Genomic DNA, 24,522 nt, shown 5'->3' with positions numbered 1-24,522 from the left:
AGCGCCCCTCGGCTGCCGGCGGTGTCACCAGGCTAGAACCAGCTCCTGAGGCTGTTCCATTCCCCACCTCTCGCTCGGGGGACTCTCAACGAGCGGAAGGTACCGTCGGCTCCATGAGCGACCGATGCGACTCCTGCGGTGACTCCGGCCCCGACCTGGTGACCGTGCAGCGGATCTACGTCCATTTCGACGAGGCAGGCCAGCCCGATGGCGAACACCGAGCCGGCGAGTTCGAGACGTGGTGCGCGATCTGTAGAACCATCTACCCACACGAGCCGATCACCTAGGACCCGAGCGAATAGTTCCGATCGTCGTCGCTACTCGTCGTCGCTACCAGGTTGACCAGACCGAGGCTCCGCCTCGGTTCAACCATGCCGCATCTATGGGTCGGCCCCTCCCCCTGCCGGGGCTGTGGTAGCCGGGGGGCTCGTGGTGGCCGGTGGCGCGGTGGTGGCGGGAGCCGTCGTCGCCGGTGAGGTGGTGGTCGAACCGCTTCCGCTTGTCGTGGACGTGGTGCCACCGCCAGGGACGGTGGTGCGGGGTGCCTGGTTGGGCGAGTTCTGGTCCGAACCGCTGCCGATCACAGACGTCTTGCCCAAGTTCGGATCGAGAGTCTCTCCATCTCCCAGGACGTCGTCGTCCCACTCCCGGAACTCGGCGGGTTCCATGTTGGCCGTGGCGCTGGTCATGAACCGGTTCCAGATCCGGGCCGGGAAGTTGCCGCCCTGCACCGACATGCCGTGCACGTTGCGCATGGGGATCTGGCCCTCGGGAAATCCCATCCACACGGCGGCGGTGAGATCCGGGGTGTACCCCACGAACCAACCGTCGGCGTTGTTCTGGGTGGTACCGGTCTTGCCTGCCGCCGGTCGACCGAAGTTCGCTTCCCGACCCGTGCCGCCCTGGATCACCTGCTGGAGGGCGAAGGTGACCCGAGCAGCCTGTTCGGGGGTGAGGACCTGGGTCTCCTCGGCCTCGTAGTTGCGCACGGTGCCGTCGGGGAACTCGACCCTGGTCACCACGATCGGGGTGCGGGCGGTGCCTTCGTTGGCCAGGGTCGAATAGGCGGCAGCCATGTCCATCACCGAGACCTCGCCCGAACCGAGCACCCACGAGCACTGGACCTTCTGGTCGGCGAGGGAGCTCACCCCCATGGACTGGGCCAGATCCGCCACGGCGTCGGGGCCGAGACGCACCATGAGCTCGGCGTAGGTGGTGTTGATCGACTTCTTGGTGGCCGTCACCAGAGAGGAGCCTCCACCCGGTCCCCCGCGAACCTTCCAGACATCGCCACCGTTGGTGCACTGCGGTTCGGAGATCTCGAGGTTGGTAGGTGACGGGAGCACCGAGCGGATCGAGTAGCCCTCGCGCACCGCCTCGGCCAAGGCAAAGGTCTTGAACGTCGACCCCGGCGGACGACCAGACCCACCGCTTTCGCGACCGGTGGCCAGGTTCAGTTCCTGGTCGGCGAAATCGGTGCCGGCCATCATCGCCCTCACCTGCCCCCGGTCGTCGAGTGCCACCAAGGCTCCCGACGGATCACCGTCGCGGTCGAGAACCGACGTGACCGCTTCGAAGGCAGACTTCTGCATCGACTGGTCCAGGGTCGTATACACCTTCAAGCCTCCGCCGTAGACGGCATCGGCTCCGAACTCGTCGATCAACCATTGGCGGACGTACTCGGCGAAGTACTCGCTGCCCCACTCTGCACCCTTGACGTCCTCACCCAATGTGGACGGCACCGGCGGTGGTTGGATGAACCGGTCCTCGACCGCCACGCCGGGTGCGTCGGGATCCATCGGAACGGCAGCGAACGCAGCCTTCTCGGATTCGGTCAGGTACCCGTCGCGGACCATGGCTTGGAGACTCACCAGGCGACGGCGCTCGGCTTCGGCCAGAGAATCCGGACCACGGTAAGGGTCGGCCCCGTTGGGGTTGCGGAGTAGACCGGCCAAGAAGGCCGCTTCCCCGGCGGTGACAGCCTCCACGTCGTGACCGAACCAGGCTCGAGACGCCGCCTGCACCCCATAGGCCCCTCGACCGAAGTAGACGGTGTTGAGGTAGCGGGTGAGGATCTCCTCCTTGGAGAGCTTCTGCTCCAACTTGATTGCCATCACCGCTTCTTTGATCTTGCGGGTGACGGTCTGCTCGGCGGTTAGGTAGGTCTTCTTCACGTACTGCTGGGTGATCGTCGACCCACCCTGACGAGAAGCAGAGGTTCCCCGAATGTCGTGGTAGGCGGCCCGGGCGATACCGAGCGGATCGACACCGTCGTGCTCGAAGAAGTCCTTGTCCTCGGTGGCGATCACCGCCTGCTTGAGTACCTCGGGGATTTGCTCGTAGGTGACGAGCACTCGGTCCTCGGTGCCGTGGAGCTGGGCCATGGCGTTCTGGGCGTTGCAGTTCACCTGAACCTCGGCCGAACACATGAACGACGTCTGCTTGTACTCGTCCTCGAAGCGCGGGTCTCGGGGTAGTTCGATCTGGGTGAGCACGAAGACAACGCCAGCCAGGCCGAAGGTGGCAACCAGAGCCAAGGCGCAAAAGACCCGTCGCCACCGCCAGATGATCCCGCGCTTCTTGACCTTGCCTTTGCGGGTCACCTTGAGGTTGTGGACCGGTACCGGCTTACGAGTTCGCTTGCGCATGGGGTCGGATCCGCTCGGGGCTCGGGATCACACGCATCGAGGCGGAGCGGTCACGAACGGGCACCAGAGGCTACCAACGGTCCACCCCGCTCTGGCAGTCACCCCGAACGCCGATCAGCGGGCCACCAGTCGGCCACGACCCGGTGAGAGCAGGAACGTGCGGGCCAGGTGGTTCCACGAACACGCCGGACACACCTCCACCACATAACACGTGAACTCGCCCGATCGTTTGGCGATCGAGGCCAATTCCTTCTTGGAGGTGATGCAACGACCGAACGCCGGCAATCTCGGACCGAACACGTAGGACACCAGCACGACCTTCACCTCCTCACAGATCGGGCAGGTGAGTGAACTGGGCTCGCCACACTCCTTCGCCGCGCGAGCCAGTTCGGGATGGGCGTCACACACCTCGTGACGGGCGATGCGACCCTTGCGGTACTCGGCCAACACCGACCGCCGCGCCAAGCGGTAGTCGATCTGGCCGGGGCCAGCACCCCGCACGGCATCCGGTCTGAATCCCATGGCACACCAGGCTAGGTCCGAACCCGCCGATCTGCTCTCGGGCCGTTCGTGGCGGAGGATCCCGAACCGGGACAGCCTCGGGCGGCAGACTCCCACCATGGCCGATCAACCGCTCACCGTCCCGCTCCCCGGCAACCCATCCCCCGAGCCCCGGCGGTACAGCACGGCCCAAGACTCCGATCCCACCCGAGCCACCGCTGTGATCTACGGACGCGACGTCCCCAGCGAGGCAGACCTCAAGCTGCTGGGTCCGGTCGAGGGCCGACGGCTCGTGGACCTGGGCTGCGGCATCGGACACAACGCGGTGGTCCTGGCCCAACAAGGCGCCAAGGTGCTGGGCGTGGATCCCGACGCAGGGTTGTTGGCCCGGGCCCGCGAGCGAGCCGACACCGCCGAGGTGAAGGTCGAACTTCACCAGTCCGCCCTCGCCGACCTGGCCTTTCTCCGTTCCGACAGCGTCGACGCCGCGCTCAGCGTCATGGCGCTGGCCACCGCCGAGGACATGGCCCGCGTGTTCCGACAGGTCCACCGCGTCCTCAAGCCCGAAGCGCCACTGGTGGCATCGCTCCCGCATCCGGTGGCCGGCTTGTTCGACTTCGACGGCGACGACCCGACCCGTGCCGTCCATCCCTACCAGCGAAGCTCGCCGGTCGAATGGGTCGACGGCCCCAGAACGGTGCTCGACCACCTCCGCACCATCGGTGAAATCTTCACCACCCTCCACCGGGCCAGCTTCGTAGTCGACCAGGTGCTCGAGCCCCTGCCCTCGGTGATCCCCGCCGGCGTACCCGCAGTACCCACCACCCTCATCATCCGAGCCCGCAAGCAAGGCAACTGAGCTGCGGGCACAGCGCCCTCACCGACGCAACCGCTTGAAGCAACGCCAGCGCGATGAAGGCGAGTCAGAGGCGGGGCCCAGGTGGCGCGCCGTTGCCGGGCGCAGACACCGGGGCCGAAGCCGCGAAGCGTTCGACGTCGGGCTTCGATCCAGCCACGAGCAGCAGGCCCTCGAGTACCGACTCGGCGGTGGTGTAGGTGTAGCGGCCACCGGCTGGTTTCACGCTCACCACCGTCACCCCGAATGCAGCTCTGATCTGCGCCTCCCCCAGGGTCTTCCCCGCAACCCCGGGTGGAACTGCGGTCTCCACCAGGACGAAGTCGTCATCGATTTCGATGTAATCGAGGATCCGGCCGGTTACCTGATGAGCCAGTCGACGGCCCGAGTCCCGTTCGGGAAACACCACGTGGGTCGCCCCCACCAGACCCAAGATCCGAGCGTGGGATCCAGAGTTGGCCTTGGCCCAGACGTCGGCAACACCAATTTCACCAAGAGCCGCGGTAGCCAGGATGCTGGCCTCGACGTCCTCACCGATGGCCACCACGGCATGAGCCAGTTCAGATACCCCCAGGCTGACCAGGGAGTCATGATCGGTGGCGTCGGCAACAACGGCATGGGTGACCTGAGCGGCCCATTGCTGGACCACCGCCTCCCGGGAATCGACCGCCAGAACCTCGTGCCCCAGGGCCTCCAACTCGAGGGCCAGCGACGATCCGAACCTACCCAGGCCGACGACGAGAACAGTGGAACGGTTGTCAGCCAATGAGAGGAGCCTCCTCCGGGAAGCGGATCCGGGCGTTCCGGAACCGGAAGACCATGGCGGTACCCAACGTGACCGGCCCCAGGCGCCCCACCAACATGACCACCATCATCAACAACCGGCCGGAAGTCGGCAACAGAGGCGTGACGCCAGTCGTCAGACCTGTGGTACCGAACCCCGAGACGGCTTCGAAGGCAACGGCCTCGACTGGTAGGTCCGTCACCCACAGCAAGCCGAACACGGTGACGACAACCACCGACATCCCCAACAGGACCACGGTCACGGCCTGACGCTGCACCTGCTCACTGATCCGCCGCCCGAAGACCGCAACGTCTCTTGAACCCCTCAGCTCGGCCAAGACCACCAGAACCAGCAGGGCGAGCGTTGCCACCTTGATCCCACCACTGGTTCCCGCCGACCCCGCTCCGACGAACATCAAGAACATCGTTCCGATCAGTCCTTCATCGGTCATGACCGCTGGGGTCATCGTGTGAAACCCCGCGGTACGAGCCGTCACCGAACCGAAGAGCCCCATCCAGACCTTGCCCGCTGTACCTCGCGACCCCAGCGTCTCGGAGTTGGCCCATTCCGACGCGCACACCATCACCCATCCCACCACCAACAACAGGCTGGACGTGGTCAAGGTGAGGCGGGAATGAAGGCTGAGCCTCCGCCACCCTCGTCCTCTTCGCTGATAGAGGTCCACCAACACCGGGAAGCCCAGACCTCCGACCATGATCCCGACCATCACCGCGGCCGTGACCACGATGTCGGTGGCGAAGCGGTTCAGTGAGTCCGGGTACAGGGAGAACCCGGCGTTGTTGAAAGCGGCCACCGAATGGAACACCGAGTGCCACACCGCGTCGTCCCACGGGTAGTGGTATCCGAAACGAAACCGGACCAACAGGGCCAAGGCCACCGTCACCTCGACCACCAGAGTCACCACCGCCACCCCGGTCAGGACCCGCCGCACATCACCGAGCTCCAACGTTCCCCGCTCAGCGGTGGCCACCAGCGCCATCCGCAACCCCAGTCGATGCGAGACCAGCATGGCAATGAGCGACGCCAAGGTCATGAAGCCCAGACCTCCGACCTGAGCCAGCACCAACAAGACGCCCTGTCCGAAACCGCTGAAGTGGGTTCCCACGTCCACGGTGGAGAAGCCGGTCACGCAGACCGCGCTGGTCGACATGAACAACGCCGTCACCAAGTCCGTGTCACGCCCCGTGGCGGTGGACCACGGCAGTGACAGCAAGCCCGCTCCCACCACGATCGCGGCTAGGAAGGCCGAAACCACGAAGCGGGCTGGGTGGTCCGTCAACCACCGCCTACCCACCTTCGGAGTCATCACGACCCGACGATACGTGGATACAGGCTTAGCCTGGATCCACCGAGGCGATGCGCTGAGACCACCAGGCGTCGAGGCGGCGACGAGCTCTCTTCTTCGCCGAGTGGGCCCTCGTCCATGCGCAACTCCAACAGGTAGGCCAAGGCCTCACCCACGTGACGGCCCGGACCCACCCCCAGGTGGGCCATCACCGCCTGACCGTCCAGGTCGGGACGGATGGCATCCAGCGCCTCCTGCTCGCGCAGCGCGGCGATCCTGAGCTCGAGCTCATCCATGCGGCGGGCCAAGGTGGCGGCCTTGCGTTGGTTGCGGGTGGTGCAATCCGAACGGGTCAGGTCGATCAGCTCGGGAAGGTGATCCCCGGCGTCGCGCACGAACCGCCGCACCGCGGCGTCGGTCCAGCCCATCTTGTAGGTGTGGAACCGCAAGTGCAGGTACACCAGCAGGCGTACCGCCTCCACGTGATCGTTGGAGTAGCGGAGCGCCTTCATGCGATCACGTGCCATCCGAGCCCCGACCACCTCGTGGTGATGGAACGTCACACCGCCATCACCGAAGTCGCGGGTTCGCGGCTTGCCGACGTCGTGGAGCAGGGCCGCCAGCCGAACCGTTCGCTCAGGCTTGGTCTTGGCCACCACCGCGATGGTGTGGGCCAGAACATCCTTATGGTGATGGATCGGATCTTGCTCCAGGCGCATGGCCGGCAGCTCCGGAAGGAAGTGATCGGCCAGCCCGGTGTCCACCGCAAACCACAGGCCTGCCGACGGGTCCGGCGTGACCAGCAACTTGTCCAACTCGTCGCGGATCCGCTCGGCCGAGACGATCTCCAACCTCGAAGCGTTGGCTCGCACCGCCTCGACCAGTTCGGGGGTCGGTTCCAGTCCGTAACCGGCGATGAATCGGGCCGCCCGCAACATCCGCAGCGGATCGTCCACGAAGGAGACCTCCGGATCCAACGGCGTGCGCAACAGCCCGGCAGCCAGGTCAGCGGCTCCCCCAAAGGGATCCAACAGCTCCGGCTCTGGAACGGCCAGCGCCATGGCGTTCACCGTGAAGTCGCGGCGGGAAAGGTCGGTCTCGATGGAATCGCCGAAGGAAACCTCGGGCTTGCGAGAATCAGGTTCGTAGGACTCGGCCCGGAACGTGGTGATCTCGTAGTCACGGCCCGCGATCCGAAGACCGATCGTCCCGAACCGCTCGCCTTGGGTCCACACCGCGTCGGCCAACGGTGCAACGATTGCCTTGATCTCGCCGGGGTGGGCCGGCGTGCACAGGTCGAGGTCGGCTCCTTCGGGTCGCTCACGACCGAGAAGCAGGTCACGTACCACCCCACCCACCAGGTAGAGCGGCTGCCCCGCGGTCGAGAACGCCTCGGCCAGAGGTCGAACCTCTTCGAGGACAGACTGCATGCGGGCGGGGATCACACCCCGAAAGCTACGAACCGACGGGCGGCGACCGCCAGACCGATTCGCTCGATCCGCCGAAAGGTAGAACCTTCCGGCGGAATTCGGTCGCCAGCCTGACCTGGGAACTAGCGGAGGGTGGCCAACCCGGCCTGCTGTACCGCTATGCGGAAGTCCTCGGGGTGAATGGCCCGCTCGAGCGCCTCGTCCAACGACACGTACTCCTCGCTGAACAGGTGGAACAAAGCCTGATCGAAGGTGGCCATGCCGTGGTACTCGCCCTCTGACATCAACCGTTCCAGCACCGACGTCTCGGCCCCGTCGATGATGGCGTCTCGCACCTTGTGGGTACCCACCAGGCTTTCCACCACCGCCACCCGGCCCCGACCGTCAGCTCGGTCGACCAAGCGCTGACAAACCACGCCCCTCAGAACCCGGCCCAGCAGAGAACGGGCCGAACCCTGCTGGTGGGGCGGGAAACGATCGATCATCCAACTGACGGTGTCGGTAGCCGACAGCGTGTTGAGCACCGCTATCACCAGACGTCCAGCTGCGGCCACGCCCAGCGCCTCACGTACGGCCTCGGCGTCAGGCAGGTCGGACACGAACACCACGTCCGCGTCCTGACGCGAGATCCGACGCAACGCCGTAGCGACCTCGGGAGTGTCGGAGCCGACCTCGCGTTGACTGACGATCGCTTCCCGATCAGCGAACAGGACCTCGATGGGATCCTCGACCGTCACGATGTGACGGTTCTGCGAGGCGTTGATGTGTTCGATCATGGCTGCCGCCGTGGTGGTCTTTCCCGAAGCCGCCGGACCAGCGACAACCACCAGACCATCGCGGTGAGACGCCAGGTCGGCGACGATTGCTGGAACTCCCAGGTCAGCAATGGCCGGCGCGCCGGGCACCACTCGCCGTATGGCCAGACTCACCGAGCCCCGCTGGCGGTAGATGTTCACCCGGAACCGGCCCAGGCCCGGCACGCTGTAGGCGAGGTCGGTCTCCCCCGAGTTCTGGAACTCAACCGCCTTGTCCGAGGAGAGGATCTCGGTGGCCAATGCCTCGATCTCGTCGGGCTTGAGGGTCTCCAACGGAGTCCGCTCCAGGCGTCCGTTGCGACGGATGCAGGGGGGCGACCCCACCTTCACGATCAGGTCGGAGCCGCGCTCCTCCAACAGGTACTGCAACAGATCGACTACACGGGCCACGGGACGCACCTCGACAGACGGGGGATCGGCCCGAAAAAAGGACCGTGACTACCCGTCGGCGGACACGGACCAGTTCTTGAGGACTGCGTTCGACACCGCCAGCCCCGGACCGCCAGCCGAGGCCGGCTCCGGGCGGTAGGACCCACCGTCGACCAGCACCGACAACACCGATCCGGAGCAGAGGCTCAGCGCCTCCAGGTCGTATCCACCCTCCAGGAACACGAGCCGACGACCCGGAGAAACCAAGGCCACCAAGTCCCGGGTCATGTCGGCGTAGTCGCCGCTGGTCAAGCCCAGATCGGTGATCGGGTCCCGACGGTGGCCGTCGAAGCCAGCCGACAGGATCATCCAGGTCGGGCCCCATGCTTCCAGCGCTGGCACGATCACCTCGTCCACAGCGTGCCGGTAGACATCGCCGGTGGCCCCCGATGGAAGGGGGAAGTTCATGGTCGTCCGGTGTCCGGGACCGGCTCCCATCTCGCTCAGCGCCCCGGTGCCCGGATATTGCGGCCACTCGTGCAGCGAGATGTAGAAGACCCTCGGGTCGTTCCAGAAGATGTCCTGGGTCCCGTTGCCGTGATGAGCGTCGTAGTCCACGATCACGACCCGCTCACCCCGCTCGGCCAGATGCGCCGCCGCTACCGCCACGTTGTTCAGCAAGCAGAACCCCATGGCTCGAGACGACAAGGCATGGTGCCCCGGCGGACGGACCGCGCAGAAGGCCACCGAGGCTTCGCCGGCGTCGAGCCGCCGCACCGCTTCGGGACCGGCCCCGGCAGCCAACCGAGCCGCCTCCCACGAATGGATGCCAAGGTGGGTGTCACCATCCAGGTATCCACCTCCGGTCATGGAGAAGTTGGCCAGAGCGGTCCGATACGCCTCGGGGTGGACCGCATCCATGACGGTGTCCGGTGCCGGAACCGCGGCGACCGGGATCAGAGCATCACGTAGGTCCGCTCGGTCCAGTCCGGCATCGACCGCAGCCAAGCGGGCCGGTCGCTCGGGATGGCCATATCCGGTGTCGTGGTCGGCAAAACGGGGGTGGGTGACGTACAGCACCGACATAGCTCCGTACCCTATGAGTTGCAGTACCTCGCCCACCCACCGCTGCCGACCTCCGCCGAGACCAGAGCCGTCACCCGTGCCACCTTCCCGCCCCACCGGCGCTCGCCATGGCTGTCGATGACCGGCGCCGCCTCCACCGCGGCGCGGTGCAGGTATCGACATGGCGAGACGATCACCGAACCGTCGTTCTCACCCCCAACGCCGACCGGCCAACGCCCTCGGCTGTCGAGGTCGAAGCCCTCATCGTCCAACTGAGCGCCGATGGTCATGAGCGGGCCATCACCAGCGCCCTGCACGTCAACGAGCTCGAGCCCTTCCTCGCCAACGGCTTCAACGTGCACGAGCGCCTCCATCTGCTGCGTCACACCCTCGAACGCCTTCCCCCAGTGCCTCCGGTTCCCGTCCGCCGCGCCTGGCGGCGTGACCGACCGGCGGTCCTGGCGCTGGACGCCTCTGCCTTCGACACGTTCTGGACGCTCGATGCCCGCGGACTCGACGACGCCGTGCGGGCGACCCCGGTAAACCGCTTCCGGGTTACGCGAGACGAAGAACGTTCTCACCTCACCGGATATGCCGTCACCGGTCGCGCCGGGGGACGTGGGTACCTCCAACGGCTGGCGGTACGTCCCGATCACCTGCGCCGCGGCATCGGGACCGCCCTGGTGGTAGATGCCCTCGGGTGGCTGAGGCGCGGTGGTGCAACGCTGGCCCTAGTCAACACCCAGGAACAAAACGAGGCCGCGCTGGCCCTCTACCTGGCGTGCGGGTTCGCCATGGAACCGGCTGGTCTGGCTGTGCTCTCCCGGACTCTGGAACCATCGACTGCGCCGTGACCTCCCCCTTGACTTCCTCTGATCATCACGGCCGAGACTCGGTCAAGCGGGGCCTCTCCTCGAGCTGGTCAGCGCGTCAACGCGACCCGAGAAATCCAGTGGCCAACAACTACTCGCTGCGACTGGGGGTCATGGCCCTGGTGGCTCTGTCTGGGCTGTTCGCGCTCGGACTCGCGGTGATCCCGGGCCGCGCCGCGCACGCCAGATCAGGCCAGCCCTCCACCTTCAACCAATCCTCGGAGGTGGATCCCGAGCCCAGGCTTCAGCTGATCGCTCAGGACGGTGTGGTGGCACCCGACGGGCAGTTCACCGTGTTCGTAGAGGCATCCGGTGTGGCGTCAGGGAGCGATCTGGCCGTCGACATCTTCCCGGCCGTCACCACCCAGAGCCAGCTCGACGCCGCCTTGGACAACAAGCCCCGCAGCTCGATCGGCACCTTCCCCGTCGTCGAACTGCCCGGCGACCCCAACCTCTCACCGGTCCGTTCCGGGTTCGTCATCGACTTGTGGGGACGACATGGGCTTCCGAAACGGGGTGGCTGGGCCAAGCGATTGACCAAGGCTGGCGTGTACCCGATCCGGATCCGACTGCGTGGTCCCGACAACACCACCCTCACCACGGTGGTCACGTTCCTCCTGCGAGGGCCCGACACCGACGAGGACGTCGAGCCGACCCCTGCCTACCTGCTGGCCGACATCCGATCCGGAACACAGGCCAACGAACTGATCGACAACCCGACAGCACCGCTCGGCGACGACATGGTCAAAGGCATCGCCACCCTCACCGACCTCCTGGGCGATCACCCCACGGTCCCCGCCACCATCTCTGTCACCCCCGAGGTCGTGGAACGATTGGCCTCCACCAGGCCCCGCTCAGACGCTGATACCGAAGACAACCCATCGTCGACCTCGGCGACGACGACCACCTCCTCCGGTTCAACCCCGCCCAGCTCCACCACCTCCCAGCCCCGCGGGACCGACCCGAACGATGTCACCGCGGCTCAGGCAATGGATGGGCTGAGAACCGTTCTGAAGTCGAGCGGGCGAGAGGTCCTCGGGGCCCCAGCCCAAACAATCGACCCCGCCGAGTTGATCGAGCTGGGGCTTGCCGACGAACTGGCGGCTCAGAACCTCCGGGGTGCTCAGATCCTGACCCGACATCTCGAGCAACCGTTGACGTCGGCCTGGTGGCTCCGAACCAGGCTCGACTCGGCCGCGGTGAAGGCGCTGACCAGCATCGGGATCCACCACCTACTGGTTGCCCCTGACGCCGTGATCGGCGACCAGGGCCATCCCGCCAGCCCCGTCCCGTCTGGAGGACCGAGCAGCCGGGCCACAGTCGTCGAACCCGCCCTGAGGGTCGGCAACCATTCCGACCCGGTCTTGGCGGCCAACCGCCTCATCGGTCACCTGGCCGCGCTGTCGTCCATCGAAGGCCGACCTTCGACCGTGGTCACGATCCAACTACCCCGAACAGCTCAGGACGCGGTCGAGACCGAGGCGATCCTGACCCTGCTGGAGGCCAATACCTTCGTAGACGCCGAGGCGATCAGCCCCCTGTCGAAAGGCCCCCACGACGACACCCCGGTGGTCTTCGCCCCCACGACGGCCACCACCGACGCAGACCGAAGCTGGGCTGGCGACCTGCGCCGGACCAGGTCACTGGTCGACAGCTACTCGTCGATGGTGCCGGACCAGCCCACGTCGGTGTCCGAACTGTCCCAACGCCTTTCGCTCTCCGCTGACCATCGACTGGACCCCGACCGTCGTAGCCAGCAGGTGACCGGGGTACGCGAAGACGTCGAGCGTCTCCTAAGGCAGGTGTCGATCCCACCCTCAGACCAGGTCACGCTGGGAAATCGCGACGCCGAGTTCCCGTTGGTCATCACCTCGCAGTCGCCCACTCCCCTCGAGGTGGTCGTGGAGTTGACCGCATCCGATCGACTCACAATCGACAAGCCTCGAATCGAGGTGCTTCTGGACGGAGAGCACACCGAGGTACCGATCGCGGTCAGAAGCCGCCTCCCCGGTGACACCCCGCTCAAGGTGAGGGTCACCACCCCCGATGGCTCCGTGTTGCTCAGTGAAGGCACCTACTCCGTGCGTTCAACCGCGGTGTCGGGTGTTGGCCTCGTGCTCACCGTGGGCGCCGGTCTGTTCCTAGCCATCTGGTGGGGTCGTCACATCATCAGGAGTCGGCGACCCCGGGGTCGTCACGCCTGCTGACCCATTGCCATGGCACCGTCACGGTCCGTGTAACCATTTCCTCTTGTCTCGGGTCGAAACCCCGATCTACTCCCCAACCACTCCGGAGCTCTAATGCCCGTCAAGATCGTCACCGACAGCTCAGCTGACCTGACCGCCGACCAGGTTGCTGCCCACGACATCCGGGTGGTTCCGCTCGCCATCCGCTTCGGTGACGAGGAGTACATCGACGGCATCGAACTGACGACCGAGGCCTTCTACGAGAAGATGGCCCGCAGCGACGTGATGCCCTCCACCGCCGCTCCCGGTCCGGGTCAGTTCGAGCAGGCCATGCGCGAGGCCGGCCGCGATGGGGACCCGGTGGTGTGCATCAACATCTCGGCGGGCCTCTCGGCCACCATGCAGTCTGCTCAGAACGCGGCCCGAGCCATCGGCGACGACCTCTACGTAAGGGTCATCGACTCCCGGTCCATCACCGCTGGGCTAGGAATGAAGGTGATCGCCGCCGCGCAGATGGCCGCGGAGGGAGCCAGCGTCGACGAGGTGGTCGCAGGCGTCGAGGCACTCATTCCCCGCACCCGGATCTTCGGCGCCTTGAACACCCTCGAGAACCTGAAGAAGAACGGCCGCATCGGCGGCGCCCAAGCCATGCTCGGGTCGCTCCTGTCGATCAAGCCGATCATTGACATCTCCAGCGGCGAGGTGGAGGAAGCCGCCAAGCAGCGCACCCGAGGCAAGTCCCTCATTTGGTTGCGAGACCGGCTGTTCCAAGAACCAGACGCCGAGATGGTGGCCGTCTGTTCGGGAATGGCCGACGACCAACAGGAACTCGCCGACCTTCTATCGCCTCGCTACAGCCCCGAGCAGATCACCGTGTGGACCATCGGGCCGGTGATCGGCTCCCATGGCGGCCCCGCCATCGCAGGCCTCTGCTGGCACAGCAACGCCTGACCCAGCTAGCGACCGATCATGCTTCATCAGGGTCACGGCACCCGCGGTATCCACGGGCGGGCTCGCCCCTGTGTCGGAGGGCGCGCCCTCTAGCTTTGTGGCGTCGTGGCCACCTCCCCTGCTTCCGCCCTGCTCACCGGCCGCGTCCTGGCCGGGCGATACCGCCTGAACCGCCCCATCGCCGCCGGTGGCATGGCCCAGGTTTACGAAGCCACCGATGAGGTCCTGGCCCGACGGGTGGCGGTCAAAGTGCTACACCCTCACCTGGCCACCGACCGGGCCTTCGTTGAACGGTTTCGAGCGGAGGCCGTGGCCGCCGCCCGGCTCACCCATCCCTCGATCGTCTCTGTCTATGACACCGTGGTGGATGGCGAGGTGAACGCCATCGTCATGGAGTTGGTGCGGGGAACCACGCTGCGAGCCGACATCGACGCTCACGGTCCGCTACAGCTTCAGGCCGTTCTCGCCATCGGAATACAGGTAGCCGACGCCTTGGGTGCCGCTCACGTTGGCGGACTGGTCCACCGCGACGTGAAACCCGCCAACATCTTGCTGTCGGCCGATGGGCGAGTCCTGGTCGCCGACTTCGGAATCGCCAAGGCCGCTCAGGGAGCCGATCACACCGACGACGGGGCCATGGTGGGTACCGCCAAATACCTCGCTCCCGAGCAAGTGCAAGGCGTCACCGTCGACGCCCGAACCGACATCTACGCGCTCGGCATCGTGCTGTACGAGGCCCTCACCGGTGTACCGCCGTTCAAGGGGGACTCCGACACTGCCACGGCGCTGGCCCGGCTCCACAACGACCCCGTTCGCCCCCGCCAACTGCGCCCCGACATCCCCGTCGCGGTGGAAGCGGTGATCGGCCGAGCGCTGGCTCGGCGCCCCGAGGACCGTTTCCCCACGGCCACGGCAATGCGCGCTGCACTCCTCCATGCCGGCGCCGACCCGTCCCGAGCAAGCGCCGTGGCCCTGGCCGCCGCCACCTCCACCCCTGGCCCGTCGATGGGACCAGTTGAGGAGAGACACGACCTTGGCGGGCCGATGGTCGCGGGATCATCGAGCCCTCGGACCGTTCCCGAGTCGGCCCTTGATGTCGGTAGCCCACCTGGGGCCGGTCGACGGGGCGGGGCTGGGGCCATCCTTCTGGTCCTGTTGATCGTCGCCGTCGCCGCGGCCGCCATCTACGTGGGTGCCACCAGAAGTGCATCGGAAGATCCCATCGTGGCCGTGGCTGGGTTCTCCACGTTCGACCCTCCACCAGGAACCAACGGTGAAAACGACGACCTCCTAGCCGGCCTGACCGACCAGGATCCCACCTCGGGATGGACCAGTGAGACCTACCGCAACCGGGATGTGACCGTGCACAAGCCCGGTTTCGGCCTGGTAGCTGACCTTGGATCCACCCACGAGTTGTCCGAACTCACCGTCACGTCACCCAACCGAGGCTGGGCCGCTGAGATCTTGGTGTCGACGGGCGGCCAACCCACCGACAGGGCCGCATGGGGTGACCCAGTGGCCACCGTCACCGACGCCTCGCCAGGAGCGACCCTGGTCTCCTTCGCCCGTCGGTCGGGGTCGCGTGTGATGATCTGGTTCACCGATGTGGGTGAGGACAGAGCCGTGACGGTCAGCTCGCTGGAGGTGCGAGGCCGATGACAGATCCAGTTGCGGAACGAGCCGAAGTAGAAGCCGCCCAAGCTGGCAATCGCGCCTCGCTGGAACTCCTGCTCCGAAGGCACCAACCTCAGATCCATGCGGTCTGCCGACGTATCACCGGCAACGACACCGATGCTCTCGACGCCACCCAGGAAGCCCTGATCGCCATCGTCAAGGGTCTTCCCCGCTTCGACGGCCGATCCAAGTTCTCGACCTGGGTGTACCGCGTCACCACCAACGTCTGCCTCGATGAGCTGCGCCGACGCAAGCGCCGCCCCACCCCGATCGAAACCGGGTCACCCGAGGGGGGCAACGATCGAAGTGATACGACGTCAGTCGGTGTCGACCGAGTCGGAGACGCCGTTTCGAGCCGCCTGCTGGTGGATCAAGCCCTTGCCGGGCTGGCCCCCGAATTCCGGGCCGCAGTCGTGCTGCGCGACATCTGCCAACTCGACTACGCCGAGATCGCCGAAGTACTCGACGTACCCATCGGAACTGTCAGGTCGCGCATTGCCAGGGGCCGCGGTCAACTGGCTGACGCAATCGACCATGCTCAACCCGGGAACTCAACGACCCCCACCGTTCGTCCCACTACTGCACCATGACCTCCACCCCTTCCCCTCTCGACGACGATCTGCTGTCGTCCGTCCTCGACGGTGACGCCGATGCCGCCACCGTCGCCCGCATCGCCGCCGACCCCAGCGCCAGCTCGCGCCTGAGTCAGCTTCGTGACGCCCAAGGAATGCTGGCCGAGTCGTCGGTGCCTCCCTTGGGCGATGACGTGATCACCGCCATGATCGATAGTGCCGTTCAGACCACCTCTGAACATGATGACCAGGAGCCCGACCGGGACGGGGTCGTACCGATTCCATCGTCTCGGACCGGGCCGGTACCGGGCTGGCTGGTCGCCGCGGTGGTGTTGATCCTCATGGGGATCGGGCTGACCCTGGTGTACACCGGTCGTGATCAAGCCGAGGTGGCGTTCAACGCGGTGGGCTCGTCCATAGGCACCTCCGATGATGGCTCGGGTGACCTGGCCGATCGTGGCGAGGCGTCAGCCGTGGCTCCTGACGCCGCGGCCCCTGCCGAGTCCGAGGCCGCCGGAGCCGAGGCGACCACCACCGCCTCCGCCGGCTCCGAAACAAGCGACGATGTGCCGGTTCTAGTGCCGTTGGGTGACTTCACCGACTCCGACGCACTCCGAGTCCACCTGCGTGACGGTTTCCCTCAACCCGACGAGTCCACGCCCCCATCCTCCGAGGCCGACCTCGACGCCGCCTTCCGTTGCCTAGGCAAGGTCGACGCCATGTTCAACACCGATGGCGACCCGGTGAACGTCGGGTTGGCCACCGTGGCCGGAGACCGAACCGTGGTCTACGAGCTGCCGTACGAAACCGATGATGGGACGGCCACGACGCTGGTCTTGGCCGTCGGCGAGCTCAGCTGCATACCGGTCCTCGGCTTCCAGCGCTGATCCAGCCCGGGGGCGATGGCCCAGCGGCAACCGCATCGCGGTCACTTGCAAAGCTCGGGAGACTGACGTGATGGCCTGGGCGGGTAGGGTGCGGTCCCATGGCCGCGCCTTCGTCGCCCAATGGAACCTCCCAACCCGGCACCGTGATCCCGGCCGAGTGGCCAGCTCAGGCTGCCGACACCGTCGTCGACGTGATCGGCAAGGTCAGGGACAAGACCACAAGACCGGCACTGATCGCGGCCCGCGCGCTCGTCTACGGCTTGGTCGCCGCGGTGGTCGCCTCGATTGCGCTGGTTCTGTTCCTGATCGTCTTGATCCGAGTGCTGGACAACTACGTACCCGGGCCGGTTTGGTGGATCTACCTGGGGCTCGCGGTGGTATTCACGATCACGGGCATCGTCCTGATCCGCAAAGCCAACAGCCCAGCTGCCCCCGACACCTACTGAAGACATCGTCATCAGGACCCGAGCGGATAGGTCCGGTCGTCGTCGCTACTAGGTTGATCAGACCGAGGCGTTGCCTCGATCTAGACCATGCCGTGCTTATGGGTCGGCTCGTCTATCCGCTCGCCTCCTAAGCGTCCCGGAAGAACTACCGGTCCGATCCGGTTGCTTCCGACGTCCCTGTCCCGAAACGGAGTCCCCGTGTCCGACATCCACAACGTCGTCATCATCGGATCCGGCCCTGCCGGGCTCACCGCGGCCATCTACACGGCACGAGCCAACCTCGAGCCCCTGGTGCTGGAGGGCGAGCCGTCTTCGACCTCTGATCAACCGGGTGGTCAACTCATGCTCACCACCGAGGTGGAGAACTTCCCCGGATTTCCAGAGGGGGTCATGGGTCCCGACCTGATGATGCGGTTCCGCGAGCAGGCTCAGAGATTCGGCGCTCAGACCCGTTACGAGAAGGTCAGCCGCGTCGACCTCACGGAACGTCCGTTCCGGCTGTGGGTTGGCGACCCTGACGCACCCGAACCCACTTATCGCGCCCATTCGGTAATCGTGGCCACCGGGGCCCAGTCGCTGATGCTCGGCCTGGACCGCGAGCGCGAGTTGCTCGGTCACGGCGTGTCGACATGTGCCACCTGCGACGGCTTCTTCTTCCGCAATCACACCATCGCCGTGGTGGGCGGCGGAGACTCCGCAGTGGAGGAAGCCACATTCCTCACCAAGTTCGCCGACAAGGTGGTCCTGATCCACCGGCGAGACGAGCTCCGAGCCTCCAAGATCATGCAGGACCGGGCGTTGAGCAACCCCAAGATCGAGATGCTGTGGAACCACGAGGTGGTGAGCATCGAAGGTGACACCAAGCTGACCGGTCTGACGGTACGTCACACCCAGACCGGTGAAGAGTCGCCCCTCGCCGTCACCGGCCTGTTCGTGGCCATCGGACATCGACCGAACACAGACCTGTTCGTAGACCAGTTGGAGCTCGACAGCGACGGTTACGTGGTCACCGGTCCCGGCACCGCCACCACCGTGGCGGGGGTCTTCGCCAGCGGAGACGTACAAGATCACACCTACAAGCAGGCCATCACCGCCGCCGGCTCTGGATGCATGGCCGCCATCGACGCAGAGCGATGGCTGGAGTCCAACGTCCACAGCTAATCGGTTCAGCGGATAGGTCCGGTCGTCGTCGCTGTGAGGTTGATCAGACCGAGGCGTTGCCCCGGTCTAACGATGCCGTGCTCATGGGTCGGCTCGCCCATCCGCTCGCCTCGTCCATCGACGGGAATCAGCTGGGGGCCGGGACGGTTACAGTCGGCGAGCCAATATCAAGGAGCATCAAACCATGGCCAATGCCATTGCCACCCTCGACCAGGCCAACTTCGCCGAGGAGCTGGCCACCGCCGACAAGCCCGTCCTCGTTGACTTCTGGGCAGAGTGGTGCGGACCATGCCGAGCCCTCGAGCCTGTCCTCAAAGAGGTCGCGGCAGAGAACCTGGACAAGATCACGGTCGCCAAGGTGAACGTCGACGAGAACCCGGACATAGCCCGGCAGTTCGACATCATGAGCATCCCGACGCTCATTGTGTTTCAGAACGGTCAACCGGTTCACCGGTTTCAAGGCGCTTCGGGCAAGGCCGGAATGCTCCAACAGCTCGATCAGTTCCTCTGATCCGGCTGTCATGATCTGACCGATGGCTTCACCCTCGGCGTCGGTTCGCGCATAATTAGCCACGGAGGGTGGCATACCGAGCAGTAACAACGTATGATGACCCTTGAGGTCGTCGGCCCTCCCCCCCACGGCGACCTTCGGAGCGAGGCCTGGTCTTAGGACCTGGCCTCGTTTCGCGTCTCAAGCGCCCTTACCTCTCGACTGGCTTCCGAGCGGCCGCCAGCGGAGTGGTGTCGATGACAGCCCCATCACGAGATCGTTGTCAACGAAAGATCGCGCCCTTCGTGCTACCCACGTCCTGCCCTGCTCGTTGACGTAATGTCAATATCACCTAGGCGAACTCCCACCGAAGCTGAGGGTTGCGAGCGCCGCTACCCCGATCTCGGTCGCCGCGCTCCGCGCCTGCCAGCGGTCTCGATCAAGAAGACGGATGCCATTGTAACCAGCTCATGCGCAGGTTGAGGGAAACGGTTTACCACAGACTTCCTCACAAGCTGTGGACAACCCGTTTGCTCAGGGTGATGTCAGACGTCACAGCGCCATGAGGGACACATGTCAAGTCAACCTAGAGCCCGGGCGATCATCGTCCGGTCATCGGTGGGTCGGTCCGCCTATATGCGCACCTCCCAAGGAGTCTGATCAATCTTCGACTGTTGGCGGGTTGGTCATAGCCCGATAGATCCGCTCGAGATCCTCCAACGTGGCAAAGTCGATTGTCACCTTGCCCCGCTTCGACCCCATTACCACCTTGACCCGGGTGTCGAGTCGGTCGGAGAGCAACTCCTCCAACTCCAGCAGACCGGGGGGACGCAACTTCGATCCGGGCTGTGCGCCTGGTTGTTGATGGTGGTCTCCACCGGAAACCCCCGAGGAACCACCCTGCTCGGACTCGTCTCCGCCTCGAGCTTTCACTGCCTCTTCGACGTCCCGGACCGACAGTTGATCGGAAACCGTACGGCGAGCCAGTGCCTCCTGGAAGGCACGGTCCGGAGTCCCCAGCAGAGCCCGGGCATGCCCGGCACTTATCTGGCTCTCGATCACCAATTTTTGGATCGAAGGCGGAAGCTGGAGCAGTCGAAGCGTGTTCGACACTGCCGACCGGCTCTTGCCTACCCGGCGGGCGACATCGTCATGGGAAAGCTGGAAGTCTTCGATCAACTGCTGATAGGCAGCAGCCTCCTCCAACGCGTTCAAGTCCTGACGATGCAGGTTCTCGACCACAGCCTGCTCCAGTGAGGCGGTGTCATCCACCGTCCTCACCACAGCGGGGATCGCCTGAAGCCCGGCACGCTTGGCCGCACGCCATCGACGTTCTCCGGCAATCAGTTCGAAGCGATCCCCTACCGGGCGCACCAACACCGGCTGGAGCACACCAAGCTCGCTCACCGATGCGGTCAGGGCAACAAGGGCCTCTTCATCGAACCGCTCGCGAGGCTGCATCGGGTTGGGATCGATCTGACTCACCGCCAGCTCCCGCAAGGATGCGTCCTGCTCGGACGCCGTCACCTCACTGGGGATCAGCGCCCCCAGACCGCGTCCCAAACCACTACGCCGCGCCACCACTTACCTCCTTGGCCAGTTCCCGGTAGGCGATGGCGCCGCGAGAAGACGGATCGAAAGCGATGATCGGCTGACCGAACGACGGGGCCTCCGACAAACGGACGGTTCTCGGGATCATCATTCGACATACCTTGTCACCGAAGTGATTCCTGACCTCGGTCACCACCTGGTCGGCCAACTTCGTGCGGGCGTCGTACATGACCAAGACAATGGTTGAAACGTCCAGCGTGGGGTTCAGGTTCTTCTGGACAAGTCCCACATTGCGCAGGAGCTGACCAAGTCCTTCTAGGGCGTAGTACTCGCACTGTATGGGTACCAATACCTCGGTAGCTGCTGCCATCCCATTGATGGTGAGCAGCCCCAATGACGGCGGACAATCGATCAGTACGTAGTCATAGTCCTCACGCACCTCGGCCAGAGCCTGCTTGAGACGGAGCTCTCGACTGAATGCCGGCACCAGTTCGATCTCTGCACCGGCCAGGTCAAGGCTCGCTGGAGCTACGAACAGATTCCTCACTGACGATGCCTCGATGCAATCTTCGATGGGAACATCATTGAGGATGACGTCGTACATCGAGGCCTGGAGACCACGAATGTTGATGCCGAGACCAGTGCTGGCATTGCCCTGGGGGTCTAGGTCGACCACCAACGTCCGATAGCCCAGATCAGCAAGACATGCGCCAAGGTTCACCGCCGTGGTGGTCTTCCCAACACCACCCTTCTGGTTTGCCACCGCAATGATTCTGGGCAACGGTGGCCTCACCCTCTCAGGAGCCGAGGCAACGACGGGCTCTGGAATGGAACTACCCGGATCATGGCCGGGAGTGTCAACTGGGGGTGCGTCCAAGTCCGGAGCCTCAGGGCTGGATGGCGCAGAGTCAGATGCTGACAGCCTTGGCATTTGAGGAACGGACGACCATGATGCCGTTGTCCGCTCCTCCCCTGTAGGCGCGTCAGTCGACGGCGTCGAGTCGGTCACCCGCCTATCCTTCCCGCCCAGAGCGTATGGGTCAAGCACCCACAGCGGACGCGCCGAGGAGGCGAGCGAATAGTGAGCCGACCATGCACACGGCGTGCGGAACCGAGGCAAGACCTCGGTCCGACCAACGCTGCCGGGTCACGTTGGACATTGCCCCTATCGGGCTACCGGTTGCGGCGGGTCTCTGGCAGTACTCGCAGCGCTGCTCTCACCCCCAAGTGCCCTTGTGGCTACGTTTCACGTGAAACAGGATTGAACACATCGGTGATTGCTATCCACTCGCCTCCTTACCGCATCAACGCCACTAAAGACCAGGCTTGGCGGAGAGGTGAGCCAGCCGCACGGCACCGTTGGATCCGAGGCATGGACTAGGTGTGCTTCAAGCGTCAGCGCCGATCAGATCTAGCGGACAGAGGCCAAATGATGGGGGCCAATCGGCGATTGACGCATCAGAGGGGACCGGTGACATCACCACGGGTGCCGATCCTGGGTTTGACCGTAGGACTCGTTGACTGGGATAGGAAGCTGTCAAGGGCCAGTGGTTTGTGCCCGCTGACGGACAGGAGAACTGCCCGGGGGTGGCCAGCAGAACTGCCCGGTGGTGGCCGGGGGTACTGCCCGGGGTCAGTTGGCCAGGGGCGTCACCCCTTGCTGGTGGTGGCGTGGGTGAGGCGGATGCTGTCACCGGCGGTGAGCACGACGTGGGCGTGGTGTAGGAACTGGTCGACGGTCGCGTTGGCGATGGTCTTGGGCATGAGTTCGTCGAAGCCGGCGGAGTGCAGGTTCGAGGAGAGCGCGATGGAGCGTTTCTCGTAGGCGGCGTCGACGACGCGGTAGAGCGCTTCGGCGGTCTCGGCGGACACGGGCAGCAGGCCGATGTCGTCGATGACGATCACATCGGCGCGGAGGATCTTGCGGATGGCGCGGCTGGTCGAGTCGTCGACTCGGTGCCGTCCGATGAGGACGCCAAGTTGTTCGAGACTGAACCACGAGACGTGGGCGCCCTGGTCGATGGCGGCGTGGCCGAGTGCTTCGAGGAAGTGGCTCTTGCCGGTGCCCGATGGACCACAGACGACGATGTTCTCGTGGCGGTCGATCCACTCGAGGGTCCGCAACGCTCGTTGGGTGGGCTCCGCGATGGAGGAGATGGTCTCGTCCCATCCGTCGAAGGTCTTGCCGGTCGGGAACCCGGCCGCCTTGCGACGAGACCTGACCGACGAGGCCTGTCGTCTGGTGAGCTCCTCGGCGGCAGTGCCCGGATCGCTTCAGCGGGGTCCCAGCGTTGGGCTTTCGCGGTGGCGAGCAGGTCGGGGGCCGCGGCGCGCATGTGGGGGAGCCGCAACTGGCGCAACAGATCGACGACGTCATCCGCGGGGTTCGAGGTGGTGGTCATCGGCCGAAGCCTTCCCACGCGGCGGTGCCGGTCTGCAACGAATGGACCTCATCGGCGGAACGTCGTTGTCCGGGCAGGTTCGCCGCGAGGCTCGTGCCAGGTCACCATCGGCGAACCGGCCGAACCCGGCGGCGTGACCGAGCGCCCAGTCGACCCGGCCGACACCGTGGAGCGCTGCGAGTTCGACCGCTTCGCCCATCTTCACCTTGATCCTTGCCGTCCCAGCCGAGGCGGCCTCGATGAGCCAGAGGCGGGCGCCGTCCCCCAACGCGAGGAACGTCTCCTCCGCAGCGTTGGTCGGCTTCGGTGTGCGGCCGGGCCCGTCGGGGCGTGGCGGGTCGTGGGCGTCGTCGATCTGTGGGTTGCCCGGTGAAGAACGGCGATGCCGGGCAACCTCGACCGGGCCCGCAGGACCGCAGTTGCACAGCAACGACCTCGTCTCCATCGACACGCACCCACACCGTCTCATCGGCCAACCCGTGGGGGACCGAGTAGGAGACCCCGCCGTAGCTGATCGTCGCCGACCAACCGACCCGTCGGGTCTCGCCGAACACGCTCGTGTAGGGCCGTTCGGGGAGCCGGTGCAGCCGGGCCTGTTCCTCGACCAACATCGCCGTCGGCGGGCGACGGGTCACCTGATGATCCCGACCGTTGACCTCGGCCATGAACGCGTCGCACGCCTCGACCAACTCGGCCCACAACCTGTAGGCCGCTCGCAAGCTTGCATCGGTCGGGACCAGATCAGCCGTCGCGATCCTCACGGTTGCTTCGACGCCTCCCCTCGATTCGGGATCGGCCGGAACGCACGTCTCGACCGTGACCCCGTAGTGACCGACGACGGCAACCATCTCCGGATGTCGGACCACGATCCCCGCGACGTGGCCGGTGGTGACGGTCCGTTCGTTGTCAGTCAACCAGTAGGTCGGCACACCTCCGAAGGCGCGCATCGCCCGATCGAGACAGCTGATCGTGGTGGCCAGCTTGGGTTCCCAGACCCGGATCACCACCCGGAACCGCGACCACGCCAACCAGGCCCAGAACAACAACGTCGCCCGCCCCGACACTCGGACCGGTGCCCCAGTCCCAATGCGCCCACGTGCCAGGCTCCACAATCCAAGGCCGATACACCCGGCGGCGACCCCGGCGATGGTTCGCCTTCACCTCCGCGCCCGCCCGACGCACCGTGCGCTCAGACCCGGTGAACCCAGCGCCCGCAACCTGTCGAAGCACACATCGGCGCGGATCTTGCCCTCGCTGCGCTCCACCCACTCCTCGATCTTCGCCAGGAACGGATCGATGATCCGCTCCCGCCGCTCGGGCCCATTGTCAACCAGCTCGCCAGCGTCACGCTTCTCGACGTAACGGGCGACGGTGTGATGTGAGCAGCCGGCCAACTCGCCGGCATCCCTGGAACGACCCAGCAGGTCGAACGCTTCCAGAATGTTCAGGATCTCCTCGCGAGACTTCACTCGCTCCTCCTGCTCGATGGTCATGGTTGTGGTGACCGACCAGTCGAGTAGGAGAAGCAACCCCACCGACGGACCAGCAGGAAACGG

Annotated in this window: 20 protein-coding genes and 2 pseudogenes; 11 read left to right on the top strand and 11 right to left on the bottom strand. The window is 65.5% G+C overall.

Annotation, left to right across the window (positions count from 1 at the left end; genetic code table 11):
• Positions 1 to 113 precede the first annotated feature (113 nt).
• Complete coding sequence (locus IPG97_05760) at positions 114 to 287, top strand: hypothetical protein (protein MBK6856063.1); 174 nt, start codon at positions 114 to 116, stop codon at positions 285 to 287.
• Positions 288 to 380: 93 nt separating this feature from the next.
• On the opposite strand, the gene IPG97_05755 is transcribed toward IPG97_05760, so the two are convergent.
• Both IPG97_05755 and IPG97_05750 read right to left on the bottom strand, forming a co-directional pair.
• Entirely contained in the window at positions 381 to 2,648 is a 2,268-nt protein-coding gene (locus IPG97_05755; GenBank protein ID MBK6856062.1) for a transglycosylase domain-containing protein, read from the bottom strand.
• Between the two features lie 114 nt (positions 2,649 to 2,762).
• A complete protein-coding gene (locus IPG97_05750) occupies positions 2,763 to 3,170 on the bottom strand; it encodes a DUF5318 family protein (protein ID MBK6856061.1) in 408 nt (135 codons plus the stop codon).
• 97 nt (positions 3,171 to 3,267) lie between these two features.
• On the opposite strand from IPG97_05750, the gene IPG97_05745 reads away from it, so the two are divergent.
• Positions 3,268 to 4,008, top strand: coding sequence for a class I SAM-dependent methyltransferase (locus IPG97_05745; protein ID MBK6856060.1), 741 nt, complete (start codon positions 3,268 to 3,270; stop codon positions 4,006 to 4,008).
• A gap of 64 nt (positions 4,009 to 4,072) precedes the next feature.
• On the opposite strand, the gene IPG97_05740 is transcribed toward IPG97_05745, so the two are convergent.
• The 5 genes from IPG97_05740 to IPG97_05720 all read right to left on the bottom strand — a co-directional run bounded on the left by IPG97_05740 (position 4,073) and on the right by IPG97_05720 (position 9,795).
• A complete protein-coding gene (locus IPG97_05740) occupies positions 4,073 to 4,771 on the bottom strand; it encodes a TrkA family potassium uptake protein (GenBank protein MBK6856059.1) in 699 nt (232 codons plus the stop codon).
• Entirely contained in the window at positions 4,764 to 6,116 is a 1,353-nt protein-coding gene (locus IPG97_05735) for a TrkH family potassium uptake protein (GenBank protein ID MBK6856058.1), read from the bottom strand. Before IPG97_05735 ends, IPG97_05740 begins: the two co-directional genes overlap by 8 nt.
• The gene (locus IPG97_05730) at positions 6,116 to 7,525 is read right to left on the bottom strand and encodes a CCA tRNA nucleotidyltransferase (GenBank protein MBK6856057.1); all 1,410 of its coding nucleotides are present in this window, start codon (positions 7,523 to 7,525) and stop codon (positions 6,116 to 6,118) included. Before IPG97_05730 ends, IPG97_05735 begins: the two co-directional genes overlap by 1 nt.
• A 122-nt stretch (positions 7,526 to 7,647) precedes the next feature.
• Complete coding sequence (locus IPG97_05725) at positions 7,648 to 8,730, bottom strand: PilT/PilU family type 4a pilus ATPase (protein ID MBK6856056.1); 1,083 nt, start codon at positions 8,728 to 8,730, stop codon at positions 7,648 to 7,650.
• A 48-nt stretch (positions 8,731 to 8,778) separates the two neighbouring features.
• The gene (locus tag IPG97_05720) at positions 8,779 to 9,795 is read right to left on the bottom strand and encodes a histone deacetylase (GenBank protein ID MBK6856055.1); all 1,017 of its coding nucleotides are present in this window, start codon (positions 9,793 to 9,795) and stop codon (positions 8,779 to 8,781) included.
• Positions 9,796 to 9,902: 107 nt separating this feature from the next.
• Here IPG97_05720 and IPG97_05715 point away from each other — a divergent pair, with 107 nt between their 5' ends.
• From IPG97_05715 to trxA, 9 genes are all read left to right on the top strand, one after another.
• The gene (locus IPG97_05715) at positions 9,903 to 10,628 is read left to right on the top strand and encodes a GNAT family N-acetyltransferase (protein ID MBK6856054.1); all 726 of its coding nucleotides are present in this window, start codon (positions 9,903 to 9,905) and stop codon (positions 10,626 to 10,628) included.
• On the top strand, positions 10,625 to 12,853 hold the full coding sequence (locus IPG97_05710; protein MBK6856053.1) for a hypothetical protein: 2,229 nt from the start codon (positions 10,625 to 10,627) through the stop codon (positions 12,851 to 12,853). Before IPG97_05715 ends, IPG97_05710 begins: the two co-directional genes overlap by 4 nt.
• A gap of 93 nt (positions 12,854 to 12,946) precedes the next feature.
• The gene (locus IPG97_05705) at positions 12,947 to 13,783 is read left to right on the top strand and encodes a DegV family protein (protein ID MBK6856052.1); all 837 of its coding nucleotides are present in this window, start codon (positions 12,947 to 12,949) and stop codon (positions 13,781 to 13,783) included.
• Between the two features lie 105 nt (positions 13,784 to 13,888).
• Positions 13,889 to 15,442, top strand: coding sequence for a serine/threonine protein kinase (locus tag IPG97_05700; protein ID MBK6856051.1), 1,554 nt, complete (start codon positions 13,889 to 13,891; stop codon positions 15,440 to 15,442).
• The gene (locus tag IPG97_05695) at positions 15,439 to 16,047 is read left to right on the top strand and encodes a sigma-70 family RNA polymerase sigma factor (protein ID MBK6856050.1); all 609 of its coding nucleotides are present in this window, start codon (positions 15,439 to 15,441) and stop codon (positions 16,045 to 16,047) included. Before IPG97_05700 ends, IPG97_05695 begins: the two co-directional genes overlap by 4 nt.
• On the top strand, positions 16,044 to 16,916 hold the full coding sequence (locus tag IPG97_05690) for a hypothetical protein (protein ID MBK6856049.1): 873 nt from the start codon (positions 16,044 to 16,046) through the stop codon (positions 16,914 to 16,916). Before IPG97_05695 ends, IPG97_05690 begins: the two co-directional genes overlap by 4 nt.
• 98 nt (positions 16,917 to 17,014) lie before the next feature.
• Positions 17,015 to 17,362 (top strand): hypothetical protein, encoded by a 348-nt coding sequence (locus IPG97_05685; GenBank protein MBK6856048.1) that lies wholly within the window; start codon positions 17,015 to 17,017, stop codon positions 17,360 to 17,362.
• Positions 17,363 to 17,449: 87 nt separating this feature from the next.
• On the top strand, positions 17,450 to 18,523 hold the full coding sequence (gene trxB, locus IPG97_05680; protein ID MBK6856047.1) for a thioredoxin-disulfide reductase: 1,074 nt from the start codon (positions 17,450 to 17,452) through the stop codon (positions 18,521 to 18,523).
• Positions 18,524 to 18,707: 184 nt separating this feature from the next.
• Positions 18,708 to 19,034, top strand: coding sequence for a thioredoxin (gene trxA, locus IPG97_05675; GenBank protein ID MBK6856046.1), 327 nt, complete (start codon positions 18,708 to 18,710; stop codon positions 19,032 to 19,034).
• 639 nt (positions 19,035 to 19,673) lie between these two features.
• Here trxA and IPG97_05670 read toward each other — a convergent pair.
• The 4 genes and pseudogenes from IPG97_05670 to IPG97_05655 form a co-directional block, all read right to left on the bottom strand.
• Positions 19,674 to 20,597: a ParB/RepB/Spo0J family partition protein gene (locus tag IPG97_05670; protein MBK6856045.1), complete on the bottom strand. Its 924-nt coding sequence runs from the start codon at positions 20,595 to 20,597 to the stop codon at positions 19,674 to 19,676.
• A complete protein-coding gene (locus IPG97_05665) occupies positions 20,581 to 21,345 on the bottom strand; it encodes a ParA family protein (GenBank protein ID MBK6856044.1) in 765 nt (254 codons plus the stop codon). Before IPG97_05665 ends, IPG97_05670 begins: the two co-directional genes overlap by 17 nt.
• Positions 21,346 to 22,214: 869 nt before the next feature.
• A pseudogene (locus tag IPG97_05660) lies at positions 22,215 to 22,966 on the bottom strand (ATP-binding protein).
• Positions 22,963 to 24,435 (bottom strand): annotated as a pseudogene (locus IPG97_05655) (transposase). The pseudogenes IPG97_05660 and IPG97_05655 overlap by 4 nt, the downstream one beginning before the upstream one ends.
• Positions 24,436 to 24,522 lie beyond the last annotated feature (87 nt).

The organism is Microthrixaceae bacterium (assembly GCA_016702505.1).
Taxonomy (GTDB): Bacteria; Actinomycetota; Acidimicrobiia; order Acidimicrobiales; family Iamiaceae; genus Aquihabitans.
This window is presented reverse-complemented; position numbering and strand designations above follow the sequence as displayed.